Raw genomic sequence first — 16,145 nt, 5'->3', positions numbered from 1 at the left:
CAGTCCGGGAATCGACCGGAAACCGACGGGATCATTCGCTCGCCAATCGACCGGGCGGCTGGTTAGGCTTCGATCCGCGGTATTGGGGGCAGCGGACAACCGGGGGTGCCGTGATGTCGATATTCGCCGAGTTACTCCGTCATCACCGACGCGATGCCGGTCTGACCCAGGAACAACTCGCCGAGAGATCCGGCGTTTCCGACCGTACGATCCGAAGCCTGGAGAACGGCGCCCGGACCGTCCCGCGGTTGACCTCCGTCCGGCTGCTGGCGGCAGCCCTGGAGCTCGAACCGGACAACGCCCGGGCGTTCCTCGCGGCCAGCCAGGGCGAGGCCGCCGCACTGGCGCGCACCCGCGACCACGACGGCCCCTCGTCCCGGTGGTACCTCCCGTACGACATCCCGGACTTCACCGGCCGGGAGGGTGAGCTGGGCGAGCTGCTCGACCGGGCGGGACGCTGCGACGGCAGCACCGTGGCGATGGCGGCGATCGACGGCATGGCCGGGGTCGGCAAGACCGCACTGGCGCTGCGCGCCGCCCACCTGCTGGCCGACCGCTACCCGGACGGACAGCTCTTCCTCGACCTGCACGGCTTCACCCCCGGCCGACGACCGGTCGAGCCCGCGGCCGCCCTGGAATCCCTGCTGAGGATGGCCCACGTGCCCGAAGCCGCGATTCCCGACGACCCCGACCACCGCGCGGCGCTCTGGCGCTCCACCCTGGCCGGCCGGCGTGTCCTGGTCCTCCTCGACAACGCCGCCGACGCCGCCCAGGTACGGGCGCTGCTGCCGGGCGCCCCCGGCTGCCTGGTGCTGATCACGTCGCGCCGCAGGATGCCACAACTGCCCGGCGTCGTACCGCTGTCCCTGGACGTGCCGTCCACGGAGCAGGCCGCCGCGCTGTTCGCCGCGATCAGCGGCGTGGGCGCGGACGGCACCGACGCGGTGGCCGAGATCGTCTCACTGTGCGGGCGATTACCCCTCGCCGTCCGGGCCGCCTCGACCCGGCTGGCCCACCGCAGCCCCTGGACGCCCGCGTACCTGGCGGCCCGGATGCGGGCGGAGGACCGGATGCCGGCCGAGTCCCGCGCCTTCGTGGACCAGGCCGTCGCCGCGGCCCTCGCCACCTCCACCGCGAGGCTCGACGACGCCCGGCGCCGAATGCTCCGACTGCTCGGCTGCCATCCGGGAGCCGACTTCGGCCCGCGCGCGGCCGGCGCTCTCGCCGACATCCCGCCGGCCGCGGCGGACCGCGCCCTGGAGTCCCTGGTCGACTGCCACCTCCTGCTGTCCACCACCCCGGGCCGCTACGCCTTCCACCCCCTGGTCCGTCGACACGCACGGCAGCTGTCCCACACCGAGGACACCCCGGAGGCCCGCCGGGCGGCCCTGAACCGGCTGCTCGAACATCAGCTGCACACCGCGGCCGCCGCCGTCCGGCTGATCACCCCGCACGACCGCGGCATCCCGCCCGTCCGACCGGCCTCCACCGCGCCCGCCGACCTGCCGGACGAGGCGGCGGCCGTCGCCTGGATGACCCTCGAACTCCCCAACCTCCTGGCCGGCGCCCTCGGCGCGGCCGCGGGCGAGCTGTCCGAGCCCGCCTCGACGCTCTCCAGGGCCCTTCGACGCTGGCTGGACGCGAACATCCCGGGCGCCGCCGAGACCGCACGGCCCCGGACGGCCGGCCCCCAGGCCGCTCCGGCCGGAGACGGCCTGCCCTGTGTCCTCACCGCCGCCCGGACCGCGCTCGACCGGCAGTCCCTCACGCTCCTGCGCGGCGTGCCGAGCGGCGGCCGGGAGCAGACGCGGCCACCCGGCGCCGCCGGGCGCCGCACCGTCGGTGCCGGGTCCTCCTGAGCCGCTCCGCGGAACGCACGCCGCCGGTGCGCCCACCTCCGACCAGAGCCGTCCCGGCCGCTCAGGCCAGCGGCGCGTCCAGGCAGGCCCGGCGGTGGCTGAAGGTGTCGAGGGACCAGCGGCCGTGGTAGCGGCCGGAGCCGCTCTCCCCCACGCCGCCGAAGGGGAGTTCCGGGATGCCCAGGTGGGCCACCGGGAGGCCGAAGTTGAGGGCGCCGGAGGCGGTCTCCTCGGCAAGCCGGCGGCGTGCGGGCCCGTCCTCGGTGAAGGCGTAGAGGGCGAGGGGGTGGTCCCGGTCGTTGATGAAGGCGATCGCCTCGTCGAGGCCGGCGACCTCGACGACGGGAAGGACGGGGCCGAAGACCTCCTCCCGCATCACCGGGGCGTCCGGTTCCACCTCGGCCAGCAGGGTGGGCGCGATGTAGCGGTCCGCGCGGTCGTGCTGCCCGCCGAAGACCGTACGGCCCGAGTCGAGGAGGGCGACGACCCGGTCGAAGTGCCGTTCGTCGACGATGCGCCCGTACGCCGGTGACCGCGCCGGGTCGGGGCCGTACAGCTCGGTGACGGCCCGCGCCAGGGCGCCTTCCAGCGCGCGGGCCGTGGCCGGGTCGGTCAGCAGGTAGTCGGGGGCCACGCAGGTCTGCCCGGCGTTGGCGAACTTGGCGCGGGCCAGCCGGGCGGCGACCGCCCCGGGGTCGACGCCGCGGTCCACGAACACCGGCGACTTGCCGCCCAGTTCGAGGGTGACCGGGGTCAGGTGCTCGGCGGCGGCCCGCAGCACCGCCCGGCCGAAGCGGGCGTTGCCGGTGTAGAGGATGTGGTCGAAGCGCTCCGCCAGCAGGGCGGTGGTCGTCTCCCCGCCGCCCTCCACCACGGCGATCGCCGCCGGGTCGAGGTACCGGGGCAGCAGCCGCGCCAGCAGGGCCGAGCAGGCCGGGGCCAGTTCGCTCGGCTTGGCGAGCACCGTGTTTCCGGCGGCGATCGCGCCCGCCACCGGGACCAGCAGCAGCTGCACCGGGTAGTTCCAGGGCGCGATCACCAGGACGGTCCCGAGCGGGGCGTGGCGGGTGTGGGCGCTCGTCCCCGGTGGCAGCCGGGTGAGCGCGGCGGCGGGCACCGGCTCGGGGCGCAGCCACTGCTCCAGGTTCCGCAGGGTGTGGTCGATCTCCCGTACGGTGAAGTCGACTTCGGCGATGTCGGTCTCGGCGCGCGGCTTGCGCAGGTCGGCGTGGAGGGCGTCGGCGATCTCCTCGCGGTGGCCGGTCAGCAGGGCGCGCAGCCCGGCCAGCTGATCGGTGCGCCAGGCGAGCGGCCGGGTGCGGCCGGTACGGAAGGTCGCGCGCAGCCGGGCGACGGTCTCGGCCGGGGCGGTCGGGGACGGGGCGGTCACGGAGGGGGCGGTCACCGACGGCGCGGTAACGGACGGGGTGTTCAAAGCCGACATGTTCACTCGGAGTCCTCTCGGACGGGGTCGGGGATCCAGCTGCCGTGGAAGCCGGCCGGCACCCGCACCGGCAGGTGGACGGTGGCGAGCGGGGCGCCGGTGAAGTCCTCGGCGGAGAGGACGACCAGGTCGCTCGCGCCCCGCTCGGGGTCGTGGACGTAGGTCAGCAGGTAGCCGTCGTCCTCGCCGCGGGCGCCCTCCCTCGGCACGAAGGAGACCTCGCCGGTGTACCGGCCCGCGCCGAACCGCCGTACGGTGCTGGACTGTCGGCGCAGGTCGTGCTTGATCAGCGCGTCCCCGGCGGCCTCCGGCGGCAGCCCGTCCAGGTCGTCGCTCGTCGCGGCGAGGTGGCGCAGCAGGTCGGTGGCCACGGTGGAGTACCCGTACCGGTGGGCGCCGCCGACCACCGCCGGGTTGACCGCCGGGAACTCCTGCGGCCGGTCGTCCAGCCGGGTCTCGGTGACCCTGCCGGAGACGGTGTCGACGGTCCAGCGGTCCAGGGTGGGGCTGCTCTGCCCGTCCACCGCGCCGTCGGCGAACATCCTCGGGTAGCGGACCACGTCGACGACGACCCGGTCGCCGTCCTCGTGGGCGTTGAGGGTGTGGAAGACGAAGCAGGGCTCGACCTCGAACCAGCGGACCTCGGTGCCGTTGCGGGGCAGCAGCCCGACCCGCGCGCCGCGGCTCTCGTCCCAGACCGCCGGATAGGTCTTGCGCGCCAGGTTGTCGGGCATGCTGACGCGCCCCGCGAGGTCGAGCACGACGGCGAAGTTCCGGGTCAGCGCCATGTCGTGCACCACCGGCCGGTGCGGGACCGGGATGTCCACGGCGCGCACGACGACGCCCTGCGGGGAGACCACCAGGTGGCGCAGCCTCTCGCTGTCGTCCCGCTGCCAGGTGATCGCGTGCAGTTCGCCGGTGACCGGGTCGAGCTTGGGGTGGGCGGCGAACCCGTCGGGGAGCGTGCCGCAGAAGTCGCCGGCACCCACCGTCTCGATCTCGTAGGAGAGTTCGTACGGGCGGAAGCCGCCCTCGACCAGTGCGAGGGTGCGGTCGGCGTGCCCGATCACGTGGGTGTTGGGCGCGACGTCGGCGATCCGCGGCGCGGCGCCGGGGCGCGGCCGCTCCCCCAGCGCCTCGGCCACGGCGGCGCTGCGGACCAGCCGGTTGCGGTACCACCGGGCCCGCCCGTCGAGCAGCCGCACCCCGTGCACCATGGCGTACCCGGCGAACAGGTGCCGCGGCCGCGGGTCCTCCGCCCGCATCCCGTTGGGCCCGTTGCGCAGGTACCGGCCGTTGAGCTCGGCCGGGACCGTCCCCGTGACCGGCAGGTCGAAGGCGGTGACTTCCTCCTCCGCCGGGGCGTAGCCACCGGTGAACGGGTTGGTGACGGTGGACACCGCAGACTCCCTCAGGCCGCTTCCGACTACCACTGCGCACGCGGGGCGGCGCACCCGGCTCAACGAGCCACCCACCCGGCGGGTGACGGTCCGCCGTGCAACCGGCGGCCCGCCCTCGCGTTCACCGGCGCACGCCGCCGCGTGAACTCCCGTGAACCCCGGTGAACAGCTCGTGGCAGGGCGGCTCCAGCCATTGCCCTCCCTCTGCGGGCAAAGGCACTCTGCACATAGGGAATCTTGCACATAGGGAGACAGAGTGCGGTTCGAGTACGTGCTGCTCGCGCTGTTGGCCGGCCGCCCGCTCAGCGGGTACGACCTGCGCAAATGGGTGGAGACCGAGGGCCAGTTCCTGCGGTCGCGGGCCCACCACAGCCAGATCTACCGGCTGTTGGGCCGGATGGTCGTGGACGGCTGGGTCGAGTACGAGGTGGATCCCCGCGAGGGACGGCCGGACGCGAAGGTCTACCGGCTGACCCCGGTCGGGCGGGAGGCCCTGCTGGACTGGGTGCGCTCCCCGTACGATCCGCCGAGCCGCTTCCAGGACGCGGACTTCCTGGCCCGCTTCGCCTTCGCCGCCCCGCTGGACCGGGAGGCCGCGATCCGGCTCCTGCGCACCGAACTCGACTACCGGCGCGCGCAGATCGCCCGCAACCGCGACCGCGACCGCGGCCTGCACTTCAAGGACCCGCTCCCCGAGCTCGACCAGCGGCTGGCCCGCGAAGTGGCCGAGGAGCTGCACCGGTTCGGAGCCGCCTCGGTGGACCGCTGGGTCGACTGGCTGGAGCGGATGCTCACGAGGCTGGAGGACCGGCCGACCGGAGACCCGGCCGCCGCGACGAATCCCGCGGCCCCGGCCACCCCCGTGACGGATCCCGAGGCCCCGGCCACCCCCGTACCGAATCCCGCGGCCCCGGCCACCCCCGTACCGAATCCCGAGGCCCCGACCGCCCCCACCACCGAGGGAGACGCCCGATGAAGGCGATCATGGTGATGTTCGACAGCCTCAACCGGCACCTGCTGCCCCCGTACGGAGCCGACTGGACGCACGCCCCCAACTTCCGCCGCCTCGCGGAGCGTTCGGTCACCTTCGACAACGCGTGGGCCGGCTCCCTGCCCTGCATGCCGGCCCGCCGCGAGATCCACACCGGCCGCTACAACTTCCTGCACCGCGGCTGGGGCCCATTGGAGCCGTTCGACGACTCCATGCCCGAGCTGCTCAAGCAGAACGGCGTCCACACCCACCTGGTCAGCGACCACCCGCACTACTGGGAGGACGGCGGCGCGACCTACCACGGCCGGTACACCACCTGGGAGTTCTTCCGCGGCCAGGAGGGCGACCCGTGGAAGGGGCAGGTGGCCGAGCCCGAGATCCCCGAGGACCTGAAGCGGCTCCGCTTCCAGACCCACCGCCAGGACTGGGTCAACCGGCAGCACCTGCCCACCGAGGCCGAGCACCCGCAGACGCTCACCTTCGACGCCGGCCTCGAGTTCGTCCGCACCAACCGGGACGCCGACCGCTGGTTCGTGCAGATCGAGACCTTCGACCCGCACGAGCCGTTCTTCTCCCACCAGCGGTACAAGGACCTCTACCCGCACGACTACGACGGCCCGCACTTCGACTGGCCCGACTACAAGCGCGTCGTGGAGACCGACGACCAGGTCGCCCACGCCCGCCACGAGTACGCGGCCCTGCTGTCCATGTGCGACCACTCGCTCGGCCGGGTCCTCGACCTGATGGACGAACTCGCCCTGTGGGACGACACCCTGCTGATCGTCAACACCGACCACGGCCTGCTGCTCGGCGAGAAGGGCTGGTGGGGCAAGGCCGTCCAGCCCTGGTACAACGAACTGGTCCACCTGCCGCTGTTCGCCTGGGACCCCCGCTCCGGCCGGGCCGGCGAGCGCCGCGGCTCCCTGGTGCAGACGATCGACCTCGCGCCCACCCTGCTGGAGTTCTTCGGCGTGCCGCGGCCCGCGGACGTCCAGGGCCGACCGCTGCCCGTCGCGGACGACACCCCGGTGCGCCGGGCCGCCCTGTTCGGCGCCCACGGCGGCCACGTCAACGTCACCGACGGACGGTGGGTCTACCTGCGGGCGCCCGCGCGGCCCGACAACCAGCCGCTGCTGGAGCACACCCTGATGCCCACCCGCATGCGCGGCCGGTTCACCCCCGCCGAACTGAAGGACGTCGAACTGGCCGAGCCCTTCGACTTCACCAAGGGCGTACGGACCCTGCGCACACCGGGCCGCGCGCTGCTCAACCCCTACCAGCACGGCACCCTCCTGTTCGACCTGGAGGCGGACCCCGAACAGCTCTCCCCCGTCGTCGACGACGCGGCCGAACTGCGCATGGCCGGGCTGCTGGTCGACCTGATGCGCGCCAACGACGCGCCGCCGAGCCAGTACGAGCGCCTCGGGCTGCCCCCCGAGGGGCCGGTGTCGGAGGAGCACCTGCTGGTCCGGGCCCAACGCGACCAGGCGCGCAGGACGACCGAGCCGTTCCCGCGCACCGAGGACTTCCCCACCGGCCGGCTCTCGGTGCGCACCCCCGTCCTGGCGCTGATCTCCGACCCCGTCGCGGTCGAGGTCCTGCGCAGGCACCTGCCCGGCATCGTCGACTCGGAGTTCCTCCAGTTCCTCGGGGGGCTCCCGCTGATCGACCTGGCCGCCGTCGTGAGCGGGCAGTTCGACGCCCGGGCCCTGCACGCCGTCGCCCGCGAACTCGCCGAACTCTGACCCCCCGTGACCCGCAGGAGTGCCCCGTGCCCGAGCCCACCGACCTGGAACCCGCCACGGCCGCGGCCGACACCGGCCCCGACGCCACGGCCGGCGCCAAGGCCGACGCCGTCCCGCCGGTCCGCGGACGGTGGCGCCAACTGTCCCTCCTCGGCGGCGCGATGCTGGTCGACGGCTCCGAGGCCGGCCTGGTCAGCGGCCTGTTCCCGGTGATCCGGCAGGCCCTCGGCCTCAGCCTCGGCTCCCTCGGCGTCCTCACCGCCGCCGGCAAACTCGTCGGCGTCGTCGCCGGACCGCTGTGGACCCGGGCCGCGCACCGCTGGTCCCGCAAGAGCGTCCTCGTCCTCGCCACCGGCTTCTGGGGCGTCTGGGGGATCGCCGCCGGCTTCGCCCGGAACTTCACCCAACTCCTGCTGCTCACCACGCTCCTGGCCGCCGGGTACGCCGCGGCCCACCCCCTGGTGCCGACCATCCTCGGCGACCTGTTCCCCGGCCCGTCGCGAGGCCGGGCCACCGGCGCCCTGTACGGCGGGCTCGCCCTGGCAGGCTCCGCCCTCGGCCCGCTCATCGGCCAACTCGCCGGGGTCGAGGACGGCTGGCGCTGGGGCTTCTGGATCATCGGCACGCTCAACGTCGCCTTCGGCCTCGTCCTGCTGCTGTTCTTCCGCGACCCGGGCCGCGGCGCCGCCGAACCCCAGCTCGCCGGACTCGCCGGCACACCCCGGGCCGTCCGGCCGACCCTGGACCGCGACGCGCTGCGCTCCCTGCTGCGCATCCGCACCTTCGCCGTCCTGGTCGTCTCCCGGCTCCTCTCCGGACACCTCCTCCTCGGCTCCTTCGCGGTCGTCTACCTCGTCGACGTCTTCGGGTTCGACACCCGGACCGCCGCCGTCGTCCTCCTTCCCCTCGGCCTGGGCTACGTCCTCGGCACCGCGCTCGGCGGCTTCCTCGCCGACTGGGCCGACCGCCGCAGTCCCCGCCACGGCCTACCGACCGCCCTGCAGAGCGCCCAGATCGCGTTCGCCGTCCTCGCCTACCTCGGCACCCAGATCGACTACGGCGGCATCGGCCCCTACGCGCTGCTCTTCCTGCTCATGGGCACCGCCCAGGGCGTCAACCCCAGCCTCAACCGCCCCATGGTGCTGGCCGTCGTCCCGCCGGAACTGCGCGACGCCGCCTTCACCGTCTACGTCTCCGTCGCCGAGGCCCTCGGCTGGGCCGCCTTCACCCTCGGCGCCGGCCTCGCCGGCGACGCCTTCGGACTGCGCCCGGTCTTCCTCACCGTCCTCGTCGGACTGATGCTCGCCAACGGCCTGTTCCTCACCCTGCTGCACCGCCCCTGGGCCGACGACGTCCGCAGGCTCCAGCAGGACCTCGACCGCCGCCGCACCGCCCTCGGCTGACACCGCCCGGCTTCCCCCAAGGACCACCATGCCCGCAGCCCCGCACGCCCCCGCCTGCTGCGCCCCGCGGCGCGGCACCACCAGCCCCGTCCCGCTGTCCCGGCAGCCCGGGGCGCCCAGCGTCGCCCCCACCACCGACGGCATGGTCCTGCTGCCCGGCGGCGAGTTCCTCATGGGCACCGACGACCACGAGGGCTTCCCCACCGACGGCGAGGGCCCCGTCCGCACCGTCCGGCTCACCCCCTTCCGCATCGACGCCCACGCGGTCGGCAACGACCGCTTCGCCGCCTTCGTCGACGCCACCGGCTACCGCACCGACGCCGAACGCCTCGGCTGGTCCTACGTCTTCGCCGGCCTCCTGCCCGCCGCCCTGCGCCGCGACGCGCCCCGCCCCGACCGCACCCCCTGGTGGTGCGCGGTCCGGGCGGCCGCGTGGAACCGGCCCGAGGGACCGGGCAGCGACCTGGACGGCCGCGGCGACCACCCGGTCGTCCACGTCTCCTGGAACGACGCCGAGGCGTACGCGCACTGGGCCGGGAAACGACTGCCCACGGAGGCCGAGTGGGAGTACGCCGCCCGCGGCGGGCTGGAACAGGCCCGCTACCCCTGGGGCGACGAACTCGACCCGGACGGCGAGTACCGCTGCAACATCTGGCGCGGCACCTTCCCCACCAGGAACACCGCCGCCGACGGCCACCGCGGCACCGCCCCCGTCGACGCCTTCCCGCCGAACGGCTACGGCCTGCACAACACGTCCGGCAACGTCTGGGAATGGTGCGCCGACCGGTGGACCACCGCCCACCCCGCCGAACGCCCCGTCATCGACCCCACCGGTCCGGCCACCGGCTCCGCCCGGGTCATCCGCGGCGGCTCGTACCTGTGCCACCGCTCCTACTGCAACCGCTACCGGGTCGCCGCCCGCAGCGCCAACACCCCCGACAGCTCCAGCGGCCACGCCGGCTTCCGCTGCGCCGCATCCGTCCCGTCGAAGGAGACTCCCGCATGAAGCCCGGCCCCGTCCGCCTCCTGGCCCTGCTGCTCACCGCCGCCGGCCTGTCACTCCCCGCCCCGACCGCGTCCGCCGCGCCCACCTCGGCCTTCCCCGGCCCCGGCAGCTACCTCCACCAGAGCTACGACTCCGCCGGCGACACCTACGACTACAGCCTCTACATCCCGGCCGGCTACGACCCCCAGCAGCCGTCACCGCTGGTCGTCCTGCTCCACGGCTGCAACACCACCGCCGACCAGCGCGCGCGGTCCAGCGACTTCAACCCGATCGCCGACCAGCAGCACGCCCTCGTCCTCTACCCCGACGGCGACGCCTACGACCGCCTCCTCAACGGCCGCTGCTGGCGCGCCACCACCGACCCGCGGGGCGAGACCCGCGACCACGGCGACGCCGCCGCCATCGCCGGGATGACCCGCGCCGTGGCGGCCGCGTGGAACGTCGACACCACCCGCACCTACGCCCTGGGCATGTCCGCCGGCGGCTTCGAGGCCTCCATGCTCGGAGCGGACTACCCCGACCTCTACGCCGCCATCGGCGTCCACTCCGGCGCCGCCTACGGCCGCGGAGCCGTGGGCTGCCTCGGCCCGTACCTGCCCACCGCCGACACCGCGGACCTCGCCCAGCAGGCGTTCGCCCAGATGGGCCCGCGCCGGCGCCCCGTCCCCGTGATCCTCTTCCACGGCGACGCCGATCCGGTCGTCCCGTACCAGTGCGGCCGGCAGGCCCTGGAACAGTGGCGCCAGACCGACAACCTGGCCCTCACCGCCCAGGGGCTTCCCGCCGTCCCCGACCAACCCACCCAGCTCACCGACGCCGCCGTCCCGGGCGGCCGCACCTACACCGTCGCCGACTACGGCACCCTGCTGGAGTTCTGGACCGTCCACGGCATGGCCCACAAGTGGTCCGGCGGCTCCGACGACCCGGCCGTCGCGCAGTACGGCGACCCCACCGGCCCGGACGCCTCCGCCGCCGCCTGGCAGTTCTTCTCCCGGCACCACCCGTGACGCCGCCGGCTCACTGCGCGGGCAGCTCGAAGGTCGGCGCCGCGTAGAACTCCATGCCCGTCAGCTTGCAGACCAGCACCTCGTCGGCGCGGGCCAGGAGCTGGCGCATCCGACCGATGGCCACGTCGACCAGGGCCGGGCGTCCTCGGAACCCGGAGTCCAGGTCTGTGATCATCTTCTGGTAGAGCTCCGTGAAGCCGAGGGCGGCCTTGAGGGCGTCCGGGTTCTTCTCGTAGTTCGCCATCTCGGGGTCGACGAGGGTGTTCACGACCTCTTTCCCCTCCGGGACATGGAAGCTGTCGCCGGTGGGGTGGAGCGGCCTGTCGTCCTGCCGGTAGAACTTTCCGACGCTCAGCTCGTGGAACGTGAAGTAGTGCGACAGGTCGCGGTTGGAGTCCAGGATTCCTCCGCCGTCCCCTTCGCCCTCCCAGATGACGTCCTGCATGAGCGTCAGCGCGTCGTCCAGGCCTTCCACGGTGATGCAGTCCTGCCCGAAGTAGGCGTACTGGCGGTCGAGGCGCCCGGCCGGGAACACGGCCTTCTCCTTGTACTGCTCGACGCAGTACTTCATGTGCTTCATGAGGGCGCGGTAGAAGTCTCCGATCGTCTCGTGCGGGTCGGGGATGATCGAGGTGTGCCGCTGCGAGTCGAACGCAGCGGGTGGTTCCGGCAGTGCTGCCCTCAACTCCTCCGGCAGGGTCCCGTCATCGACGGGCCCCGGGGACTCGATGCACATGCCCATGGCCAGGAAGGGCTTCCCGAAGGGCAGGAGGTGGATCTCCATGGGGCCGGGGGCGGGGAAGTAGCGCGGATAGGGAAGGGAGGCGATCGCCTTGATGTCGGGGTCGGCGCCGGTGGCGATCAGGACGTTCGCGGCGATCGACAGGTGCCTCATCTCGACGGTCACCAGTTCCCGGATGAGTTTGGCCGCGGTGCTCCGGCGGTCCTTGATCGACCACCAGCCCGTGAGATAGGCGGGGATGGTGGAGAACTCGACCAGGCAGGCGCTCTGCAGCATCTCCCGCAGTTTCTTGATGTCGTCCTCGAAGGTCATGAGGTGGCCTCCGCCGGCTTTCCGGTCCTGAGCAGGGTCCGGTACATCTCCAGCACCTTGCGCTTGCCGCTGGACAGGTCCCTGGTGACGGGCATGTAGAGCGAGGAGTTCGCCATGCCGGTCGAGGACAGTTCCAGGATCTGGTCGATGTTCCGGTCGACGGCCGTCCTGTCCCCCAGATCGAGCGCGGCGTAGTACTTCATGACCGGGAAGATCATGTCGTACACGTAGAGCACATGCTTGTAGACGTAGTCCCAGGCGGCGGCAGGGTCGTTGTGGTGGTCCTCGCAGTACTTCTTGAAGTCCGCGGGGAGCTGGTCGTCGAAGGGCAGCATCCGCACGCAGCAGTAGAACGCCGAGACGAACGACCACGGCGCTCCCGTGTATCCGACCCTTTCCGGCGGAACATCCGGAGTCCCGTCGAGGTAGTACGGGAAGAAGGCGATGACCGGGAGGTTGGGGCCGCCGAGACCGGTCGCCGTCGTGAACTCGATCTCCGCGCGACCCTTCACCACCTTCCCGACCTCGATGGTGAGGACTTCCTCCTTCTTCTCCGGTCTCTTCCAGGAGGAACCGTTCTGCATGGGTGGCGGCGGGTCCGGCAGGTACTGCTGGACGACCAGCCCGACCTCGCGGGTGGGAATCACGCCCCGGTCCCGGACCTCGACCACCACCACCCGGCCCTTGTCGCTCTGGTCGACGTAGATCGAGCGCGTTTCGGTCTGGGCCGTGAGCACCTTCTCCGTCAGCATCGTGATCTGCTTGGCATTCGGCTTGCACCGGACACCCAGAACACCGCCGGCCAGATCCGCGTCGGTCACCTTGCCGTCGACCGGCACATCGATGATCCCGGAGGTCAGCTCGTAGCTGCTCCTGCCGTAGGCATCGGGCTTGATCTCCGCCACGGTCTTGGTACTGCTGTCGCCGGCGACGACGAGCTCCAAGGTGCCGAAGGACGCCTCCTTCTCACCAGAGGCGTCCGCCTCCGGGACCGTGGCCCCCAGGTCGAGGCTGACGTAGCGGGTGCCCCCGGCATTCCGGTTGAGCTCCGCCACCGCCGGTCCGAACCAGGCGTCCACCGCCTTCTCCTCCGAGTTGATGACCTTCACCGAGTTCGCCGGCGCCAGGAACCGCCCACCGGGCACCGAAGCCGGCTCGCTCTCGTGCCACAGGCCGATCGTGCCGACCACCCGGGAAATGCAGGTGTTCCGGCGCGGCGGATTCCCCGCGTCGAGGTCCTGCTTCCACAGGACGAGCAGTTTCTCGAACCGCTCCTTCTGATTCTTGCAGCCGGCGAACTCGGGCGCGTTGAAATAGTGCGTAAGATAGACGGAGTACCGCATCATGATTCCGCGGGCCTTCTGGACGTCCATCTCCCTCTTGAGCGCGCTGAGCAGCGGTGACTTGTCGGAGGTGAAGTGGAGATTGTCCCGACGCACGCACGCCTGGACGACGGTGGCACCGACCCCGTCGCGGTAGACGTCCCCTTTCAGGTTCAGATTGCGGCCGAAATTCTGCCAGCGCGCCGGCAGCTGGACGCCTTCCTCGATGTCGCCGTAGAGGAAACCCTCGGGGCTGGTCCTGCTGCCGATCTGGATTCGCCTGGCGAAGAAGCAGGGACTCCAGACCGAATCCGGATTGTTGTCCGCCATGCTCGCGCTGGTGTGGAACGCGGCCCTGGGGAACTGTCCGTCGCCGGCCCGCTCCTCCGGGGTGAGGTCGGCGATCGGGAACGAGTCCCCGGCCAGGTTGACGACGGCGCCGAACAGCGGGTCGCCCGAGATCGACGGATCCGCTCCGTACGCGGTCTGCCCCCCGGTCACGGTGGTGAAGACGCCCTTGCCGTCCGGCGCGTCGCGAGGCTGCACGTGGAGCCACCAGTCGTTGCCGCCGTAGGCGCTCCACCCCGAAGGGGGCTCCCACACGTCCTTCCCTTCCGAATCCTTGCCCTTCTGCATGCTGAACGCCCACGTCGGAAAGGCCTCCCGGAAATTGTCCGGGGTGATGCCATGGCCCTTCAGGTATTCCCAGTTCAGCTCCGCCCTACTGAAGTCGTACGTCGGAAACAGACCGTTGTTGTTCATGGTCGCCGGATTGAATGTCACCTGACCGCGAAAGAAAACGCGGGGCACGGAAAGGACGCTCACAGCACCTCCTAGGGGTTGGCGGGAAGCCGCCAGCGATGTACCACCGCACCTTGATCCCTAGCTCGCCTCGACCCGGACAGCCGAGGGTGTTCACTCGGCGTCAGTCACCTTCGCGATCACACGATTCCGCCCCAGGCCGATTCGGGTGATTCCTGCTGCGCCGATGTGAGCGGAACGGCCGCCGTCGGCATAGATGGATCGTTGACGACGTGACAACGGATAGCGGTCCTACGGAATTTCCGCCGAATCGACGGCGGGTGATCACGGACCGGCGAGCGGAAGGAGCCTGGCACATGCCGGAACCGGGAGCGGGGCCCCGGACGGGGGTCTGGCTGGTGGGGGCGCGCGGCTCGGTGGCCACCACCACCGTGGTGGGCGCGGCGGCGGTCGGTGCGGGGCTGGCCGAGCCGACGGGGTGCGTCACCGCGAGCGAAGGCTTCCCCGCCACCCGGCTGCCGCCGCTCGGCACCCTGGTGTTCGGCGGGCACGACACCGCCTCCGTCCCCCTGCCCGTGCGGGCCGCCGAACTGGCGGCGGCCGGGGTGGTGCCGCAGCGGCTGCTCGAACCGCTGGAGAAGGCCGTCGTCGCCGCCGACCAGGAGATCCGTCCGGGCTACGCCGCCGGTCGGGGCGGACTGCCCCAGGCCGTGGCGGCCCGGGCGCTCGCCGCCGACATCGAGGGCTTCCGGCGGCGCCTGGGGCTGGACCGCGTCGTGGTCGTCAACGTGGCCTCCACCGAGGCGCCGGTGCCGGACCGCCCCGAACACCATGACCTCGACCTGCTGGAGGCGGCCCTGCGCGGCCCGGCCGAGGTCCTGCCGGCCAGCTCGCTCTACGCCTACGCGGCCTTCGCCGCCGGCTGCCCGTACGTGGACTTCACCCCCTCCACCGGTGCCAGGCTGCCCGCGCTGGACGCCCTGGCCCGCGAGCGCGGCCTGCCGTACGCGGGCAGCGACGCCAAGACCGGCGAGACGCTGGTGCAGTCGGTCCTGGCGCCGATGTTCGCCGTCCGCGCGCTGAGGGTGCGGGCCTGGTCCGGCACGAACCTGCTGGGCGGCGGTGACGGCGCCACCCTGGCCGACCCGGGCGCCGCCGCCAGCAAGACGGCGTCCAAGCGACGGGGCCTGGGCCGCATGCTGGGGCACCCGGTGGAGGGCTCGGTGCACATCGACTGCGTACCGGCACTCGGCGAATGGAAGACCGCCTGGGACCACGTGGCCTTCGAGGGATTCCTCGGGGCGCGGATGAGCCTCCAGTTCACCTGGCAGGGCTGCGACTCGGCCCTGGCCGCACCACTCGTGCTGGATCTCGTCCGGCTCACCGCCGCCGCGCACGCGGCCGGCGTCGCGGGCCCGCTCGGGGCCCTGGGCTTCTTCTTCAAGGACCCGGTCGGCTCGGGTGGTTACGCCCTGACCGACCAGTACGAGGCCTTGCGGGCGTTCGCGGCGGCGACCGCGGGCGGCGAGCCGCGGGCATGAGGATCCCGGCCCTCGGCACCGTCGCCGAACTCGTCCGGGCCCCGGCCGCGATCACCGTGCCCGGCGACTCCCTGGTCGGGGCGACACTGGCCGGCCGCCCGCTCGGACCGGCCACCGGACTGCTCGCCCTCTCCTCCGTCTGCCTCTACTGGGCGGGCATGGCCCTCAACGACTACGCCGACCGGCACACCGACGCGGTCGAGCGTCCGCACCGTCCGATCCCCTCCGGCCGGGTGGAGCCTTCGGTCGCCCTCTCGCTGGCCACCGGCCTCACCGGGACCGGGCTCGCCCTCGCCGCGGCGGGCGGTGGGCGCGGGGCGCTGTCCGTCGCGGTGCCGTTGGCGGCCGTGGTCTGGAGCTACGACCTGGGCCTCAAGAGCCATCCCGTCGCCGGGCCGGCCACCATGGCCGCCGCCCGCGGCCTCGACGTCCTCCTGGGCCCCGGGGGCCGCGGCCTGCGCGCGGCAGCGCCCGCCGCCGCCGTGGTCGGCGCGCACACCCTGGTGGTCAGCGCGCTCAGCCGCCACGAAGTCCGGGGCGCCGACGGCCCGCTCCTCCCGGTCACCGCGGCCGCCACCTGCGCCATCGCCGCCGTGGCCGCCGCCCCCGGC

The 16,145-nt window shown here is 72.8% G+C and carries 12 protein-coding genes; 8 read left to right on the top strand and 4 right to left on the bottom strand.

Annotation, left to right across the window (positions count from 1 at the left end):
• Window positions 1-113 precede the first annotated feature (113 nt).
• Window positions 114-1,859, top strand: coding sequence for a helix-turn-helix domain-containing protein (locus ACFU6K_RS10160; protein ID WP_380662085.1), 1,746 nt, complete (start codon window positions 114-116; stop codon window positions 1,857-1,859).
• Between the two features lie 61 nt (window positions 1,860-1,920).
• On the opposite strand, the gene ACFU6K_RS10155 is transcribed toward ACFU6K_RS10160, so the two are convergent.
• Together ACFU6K_RS10155 and ACFU6K_RS10150 are read right to left on the bottom strand one after the other, a co-directional pair.
• Complete coding sequence (locus tag ACFU6K_RS10155; protein WP_380662083.1) at window positions 1,921-3,264, bottom strand: aldehyde dehydrogenase family protein; 1,344 nt, start codon at window positions 3,262-3,264, stop codon at window positions 1,921-1,923.
• A 41-nt stretch (window positions 3,265-3,305) separates the two neighbouring features.
• Entirely contained in the window at window positions 3,306-4,703 is a 1,398-nt protein-coding gene (locus ACFU6K_RS10150) for a carotenoid oxygenase family protein (RefSeq protein ID WP_380662081.1), read from the bottom strand.
• 256 nt (window positions 4,704-4,959) lie between these two features.
• Here ACFU6K_RS10150 and ACFU6K_RS10145 point away from each other — a divergent pair, with 256 nt between their 5' ends.
• The 5 genes from ACFU6K_RS10145 to ACFU6K_RS10125 are packed head-to-tail and all read left to right on the top strand — an operon-like array spanning window position 4,960 to window position 10,855.
• Entirely contained in the window at window positions 4,960-5,679 is a 720-nt protein-coding gene (locus tag ACFU6K_RS10145) for a PadR family transcriptional regulator (RefSeq protein WP_380662079.1), read from the top strand.
• Entirely contained in the window at window positions 5,676-7,439 is a 1,764-nt protein-coding gene (locus ACFU6K_RS10140; protein WP_380662077.1) for a sulfatase-like hydrolase/transferase, read from the top strand. The genes ACFU6K_RS10145 and ACFU6K_RS10140 overlap by 4 nt, the downstream gene beginning before the upstream one ends.
• Before the next feature lie 26 nt (window positions 7,440-7,465).
• Window positions 7,466-8,842 carry an MFS transporter gene (locus ACFU6K_RS10135; protein WP_380662075.1) on the top strand — a complete coding sequence of 459 codons (1,377 nt, stop codon included), beginning with the start codon at window positions 7,466-7,468 and terminating at the stop codon, window positions 8,840-8,842.
• Window positions 8,843-8,870: 28 nt separating this feature from the next.
• Complete coding sequence (locus ACFU6K_RS10130; RefSeq protein ID WP_380662073.1) at window positions 8,871-9,848, top strand: formylglycine-generating enzyme family protein; 978 nt, start codon at window positions 8,871-8,873, stop codon at window positions 9,846-9,848.
• Window positions 9,845-10,855 carry an alpha/beta hydrolase family esterase gene (locus ACFU6K_RS10125; protein WP_380662071.1) on the top strand — a complete coding sequence of 337 codons (1,011 nt, stop codon included), beginning with the start codon at window positions 9,845-9,847 and terminating at the stop codon, window positions 10,853-10,855. Before ACFU6K_RS10130 ends, ACFU6K_RS10125 begins: the two co-directional genes overlap by 4 nt.
• A gap of 10 nt (window positions 10,856-10,865) precedes the next feature.
• On the opposite strand, the gene ACFU6K_RS10120 is transcribed toward ACFU6K_RS10125, so the two are convergent.
• Complete coding sequence (locus ACFU6K_RS10120) at window positions 10,866-11,909, bottom strand: ferritin-like domain-containing protein (protein WP_380662069.1); 1,044 nt, start codon at window positions 11,907-11,909, stop codon at window positions 10,866-10,868.
• A complete protein-coding gene (locus tag ACFU6K_RS10115) occupies window positions 11,906-14,056 on the bottom strand; it encodes a hypothetical protein (RefSeq protein ID WP_380662067.1) in 2,151 nt (716 codons plus the stop codon). Before ACFU6K_RS10115 ends, ACFU6K_RS10120 begins: the two co-directional genes overlap by 4 nt.
• A gap of 293 nt (window positions 14,057-14,349) precedes the next feature.
• On the opposite strand from ACFU6K_RS10115, the gene ACFU6K_RS10110 reads away from it, so the two are divergent.
• Entirely contained in the window at window positions 14,350-15,534 is a 1,185-nt protein-coding gene (locus ACFU6K_RS10110) for an inositol-3-phosphate synthase (RefSeq protein WP_380662065.1), read from the top strand.
• The coding region (locus tag ACFU6K_RS10105) for an SCO3242 family prenyltransferase (RefSeq protein ID WP_380662063.1) at window positions 15,531-16,145 on the top strand (615 nt) is incomplete at its 3' end. The genes ACFU6K_RS10110 and ACFU6K_RS10105, both read left to right, overlap by 4 nt.

The sequence above is a fragment of the Kitasatospora sp. NPDC057512 genome (genome assembly GCF_042802135.1).
Taxonomy (GTDB): domain Bacteria; phylum Actinomycetota; class Actinomycetes; order Streptomycetales; family Streptomycetaceae; genus Kitasatospora.
This window is presented reverse-complemented; position numbering and strand designations above follow the sequence as displayed.

Excerpts from the sequence above, each read along its gene's own strand:
- ACFU6K_RS10160 (WP_380662085.1), top strand. The coding sequence starts at position 114 with ATGTCGATATTCGCCGAGTTACTCCGTCATCACCGACGCGATGCCGGT.
- ACFU6K_RS10140 (WP_380662077.1), top strand. The coding sequence starts at position 5,676 with ATGAAGGCGATCATGGTGATGTTCGACAGCCTCAACCGGCACCTGCTG.
- ACFU6K_RS10130 (WP_380662073.1), top strand. The coding sequence starts at position 8,871 with ATGCCCGCAGCCCCGCACGCCCCCGCCTGCTGCGCCCCGCGGCGCGGC.
- ACFU6K_RS10125 (WP_380662071.1), top strand. The coding sequence starts at position 9,845 with ATGAAGCCCGGCCCCGTCCGCCTCCTGGCCCTGCTGCTCACCGCCGCC.
- ACFU6K_RS10120 (WP_380662069.1), bottom strand. The coding sequence starts at position 11,909 with ATGACCTTCGAGGACGACATCAAGAAACTGCGGGAGATGCTGCAGAGC.
- ACFU6K_RS10110 (WP_380662065.1), top strand. The coding sequence starts at position 14,350 with ATGCCGGAACCGGGAGCGGGGCCCCGGACGGGGGTCTGGCTGGTGGGG.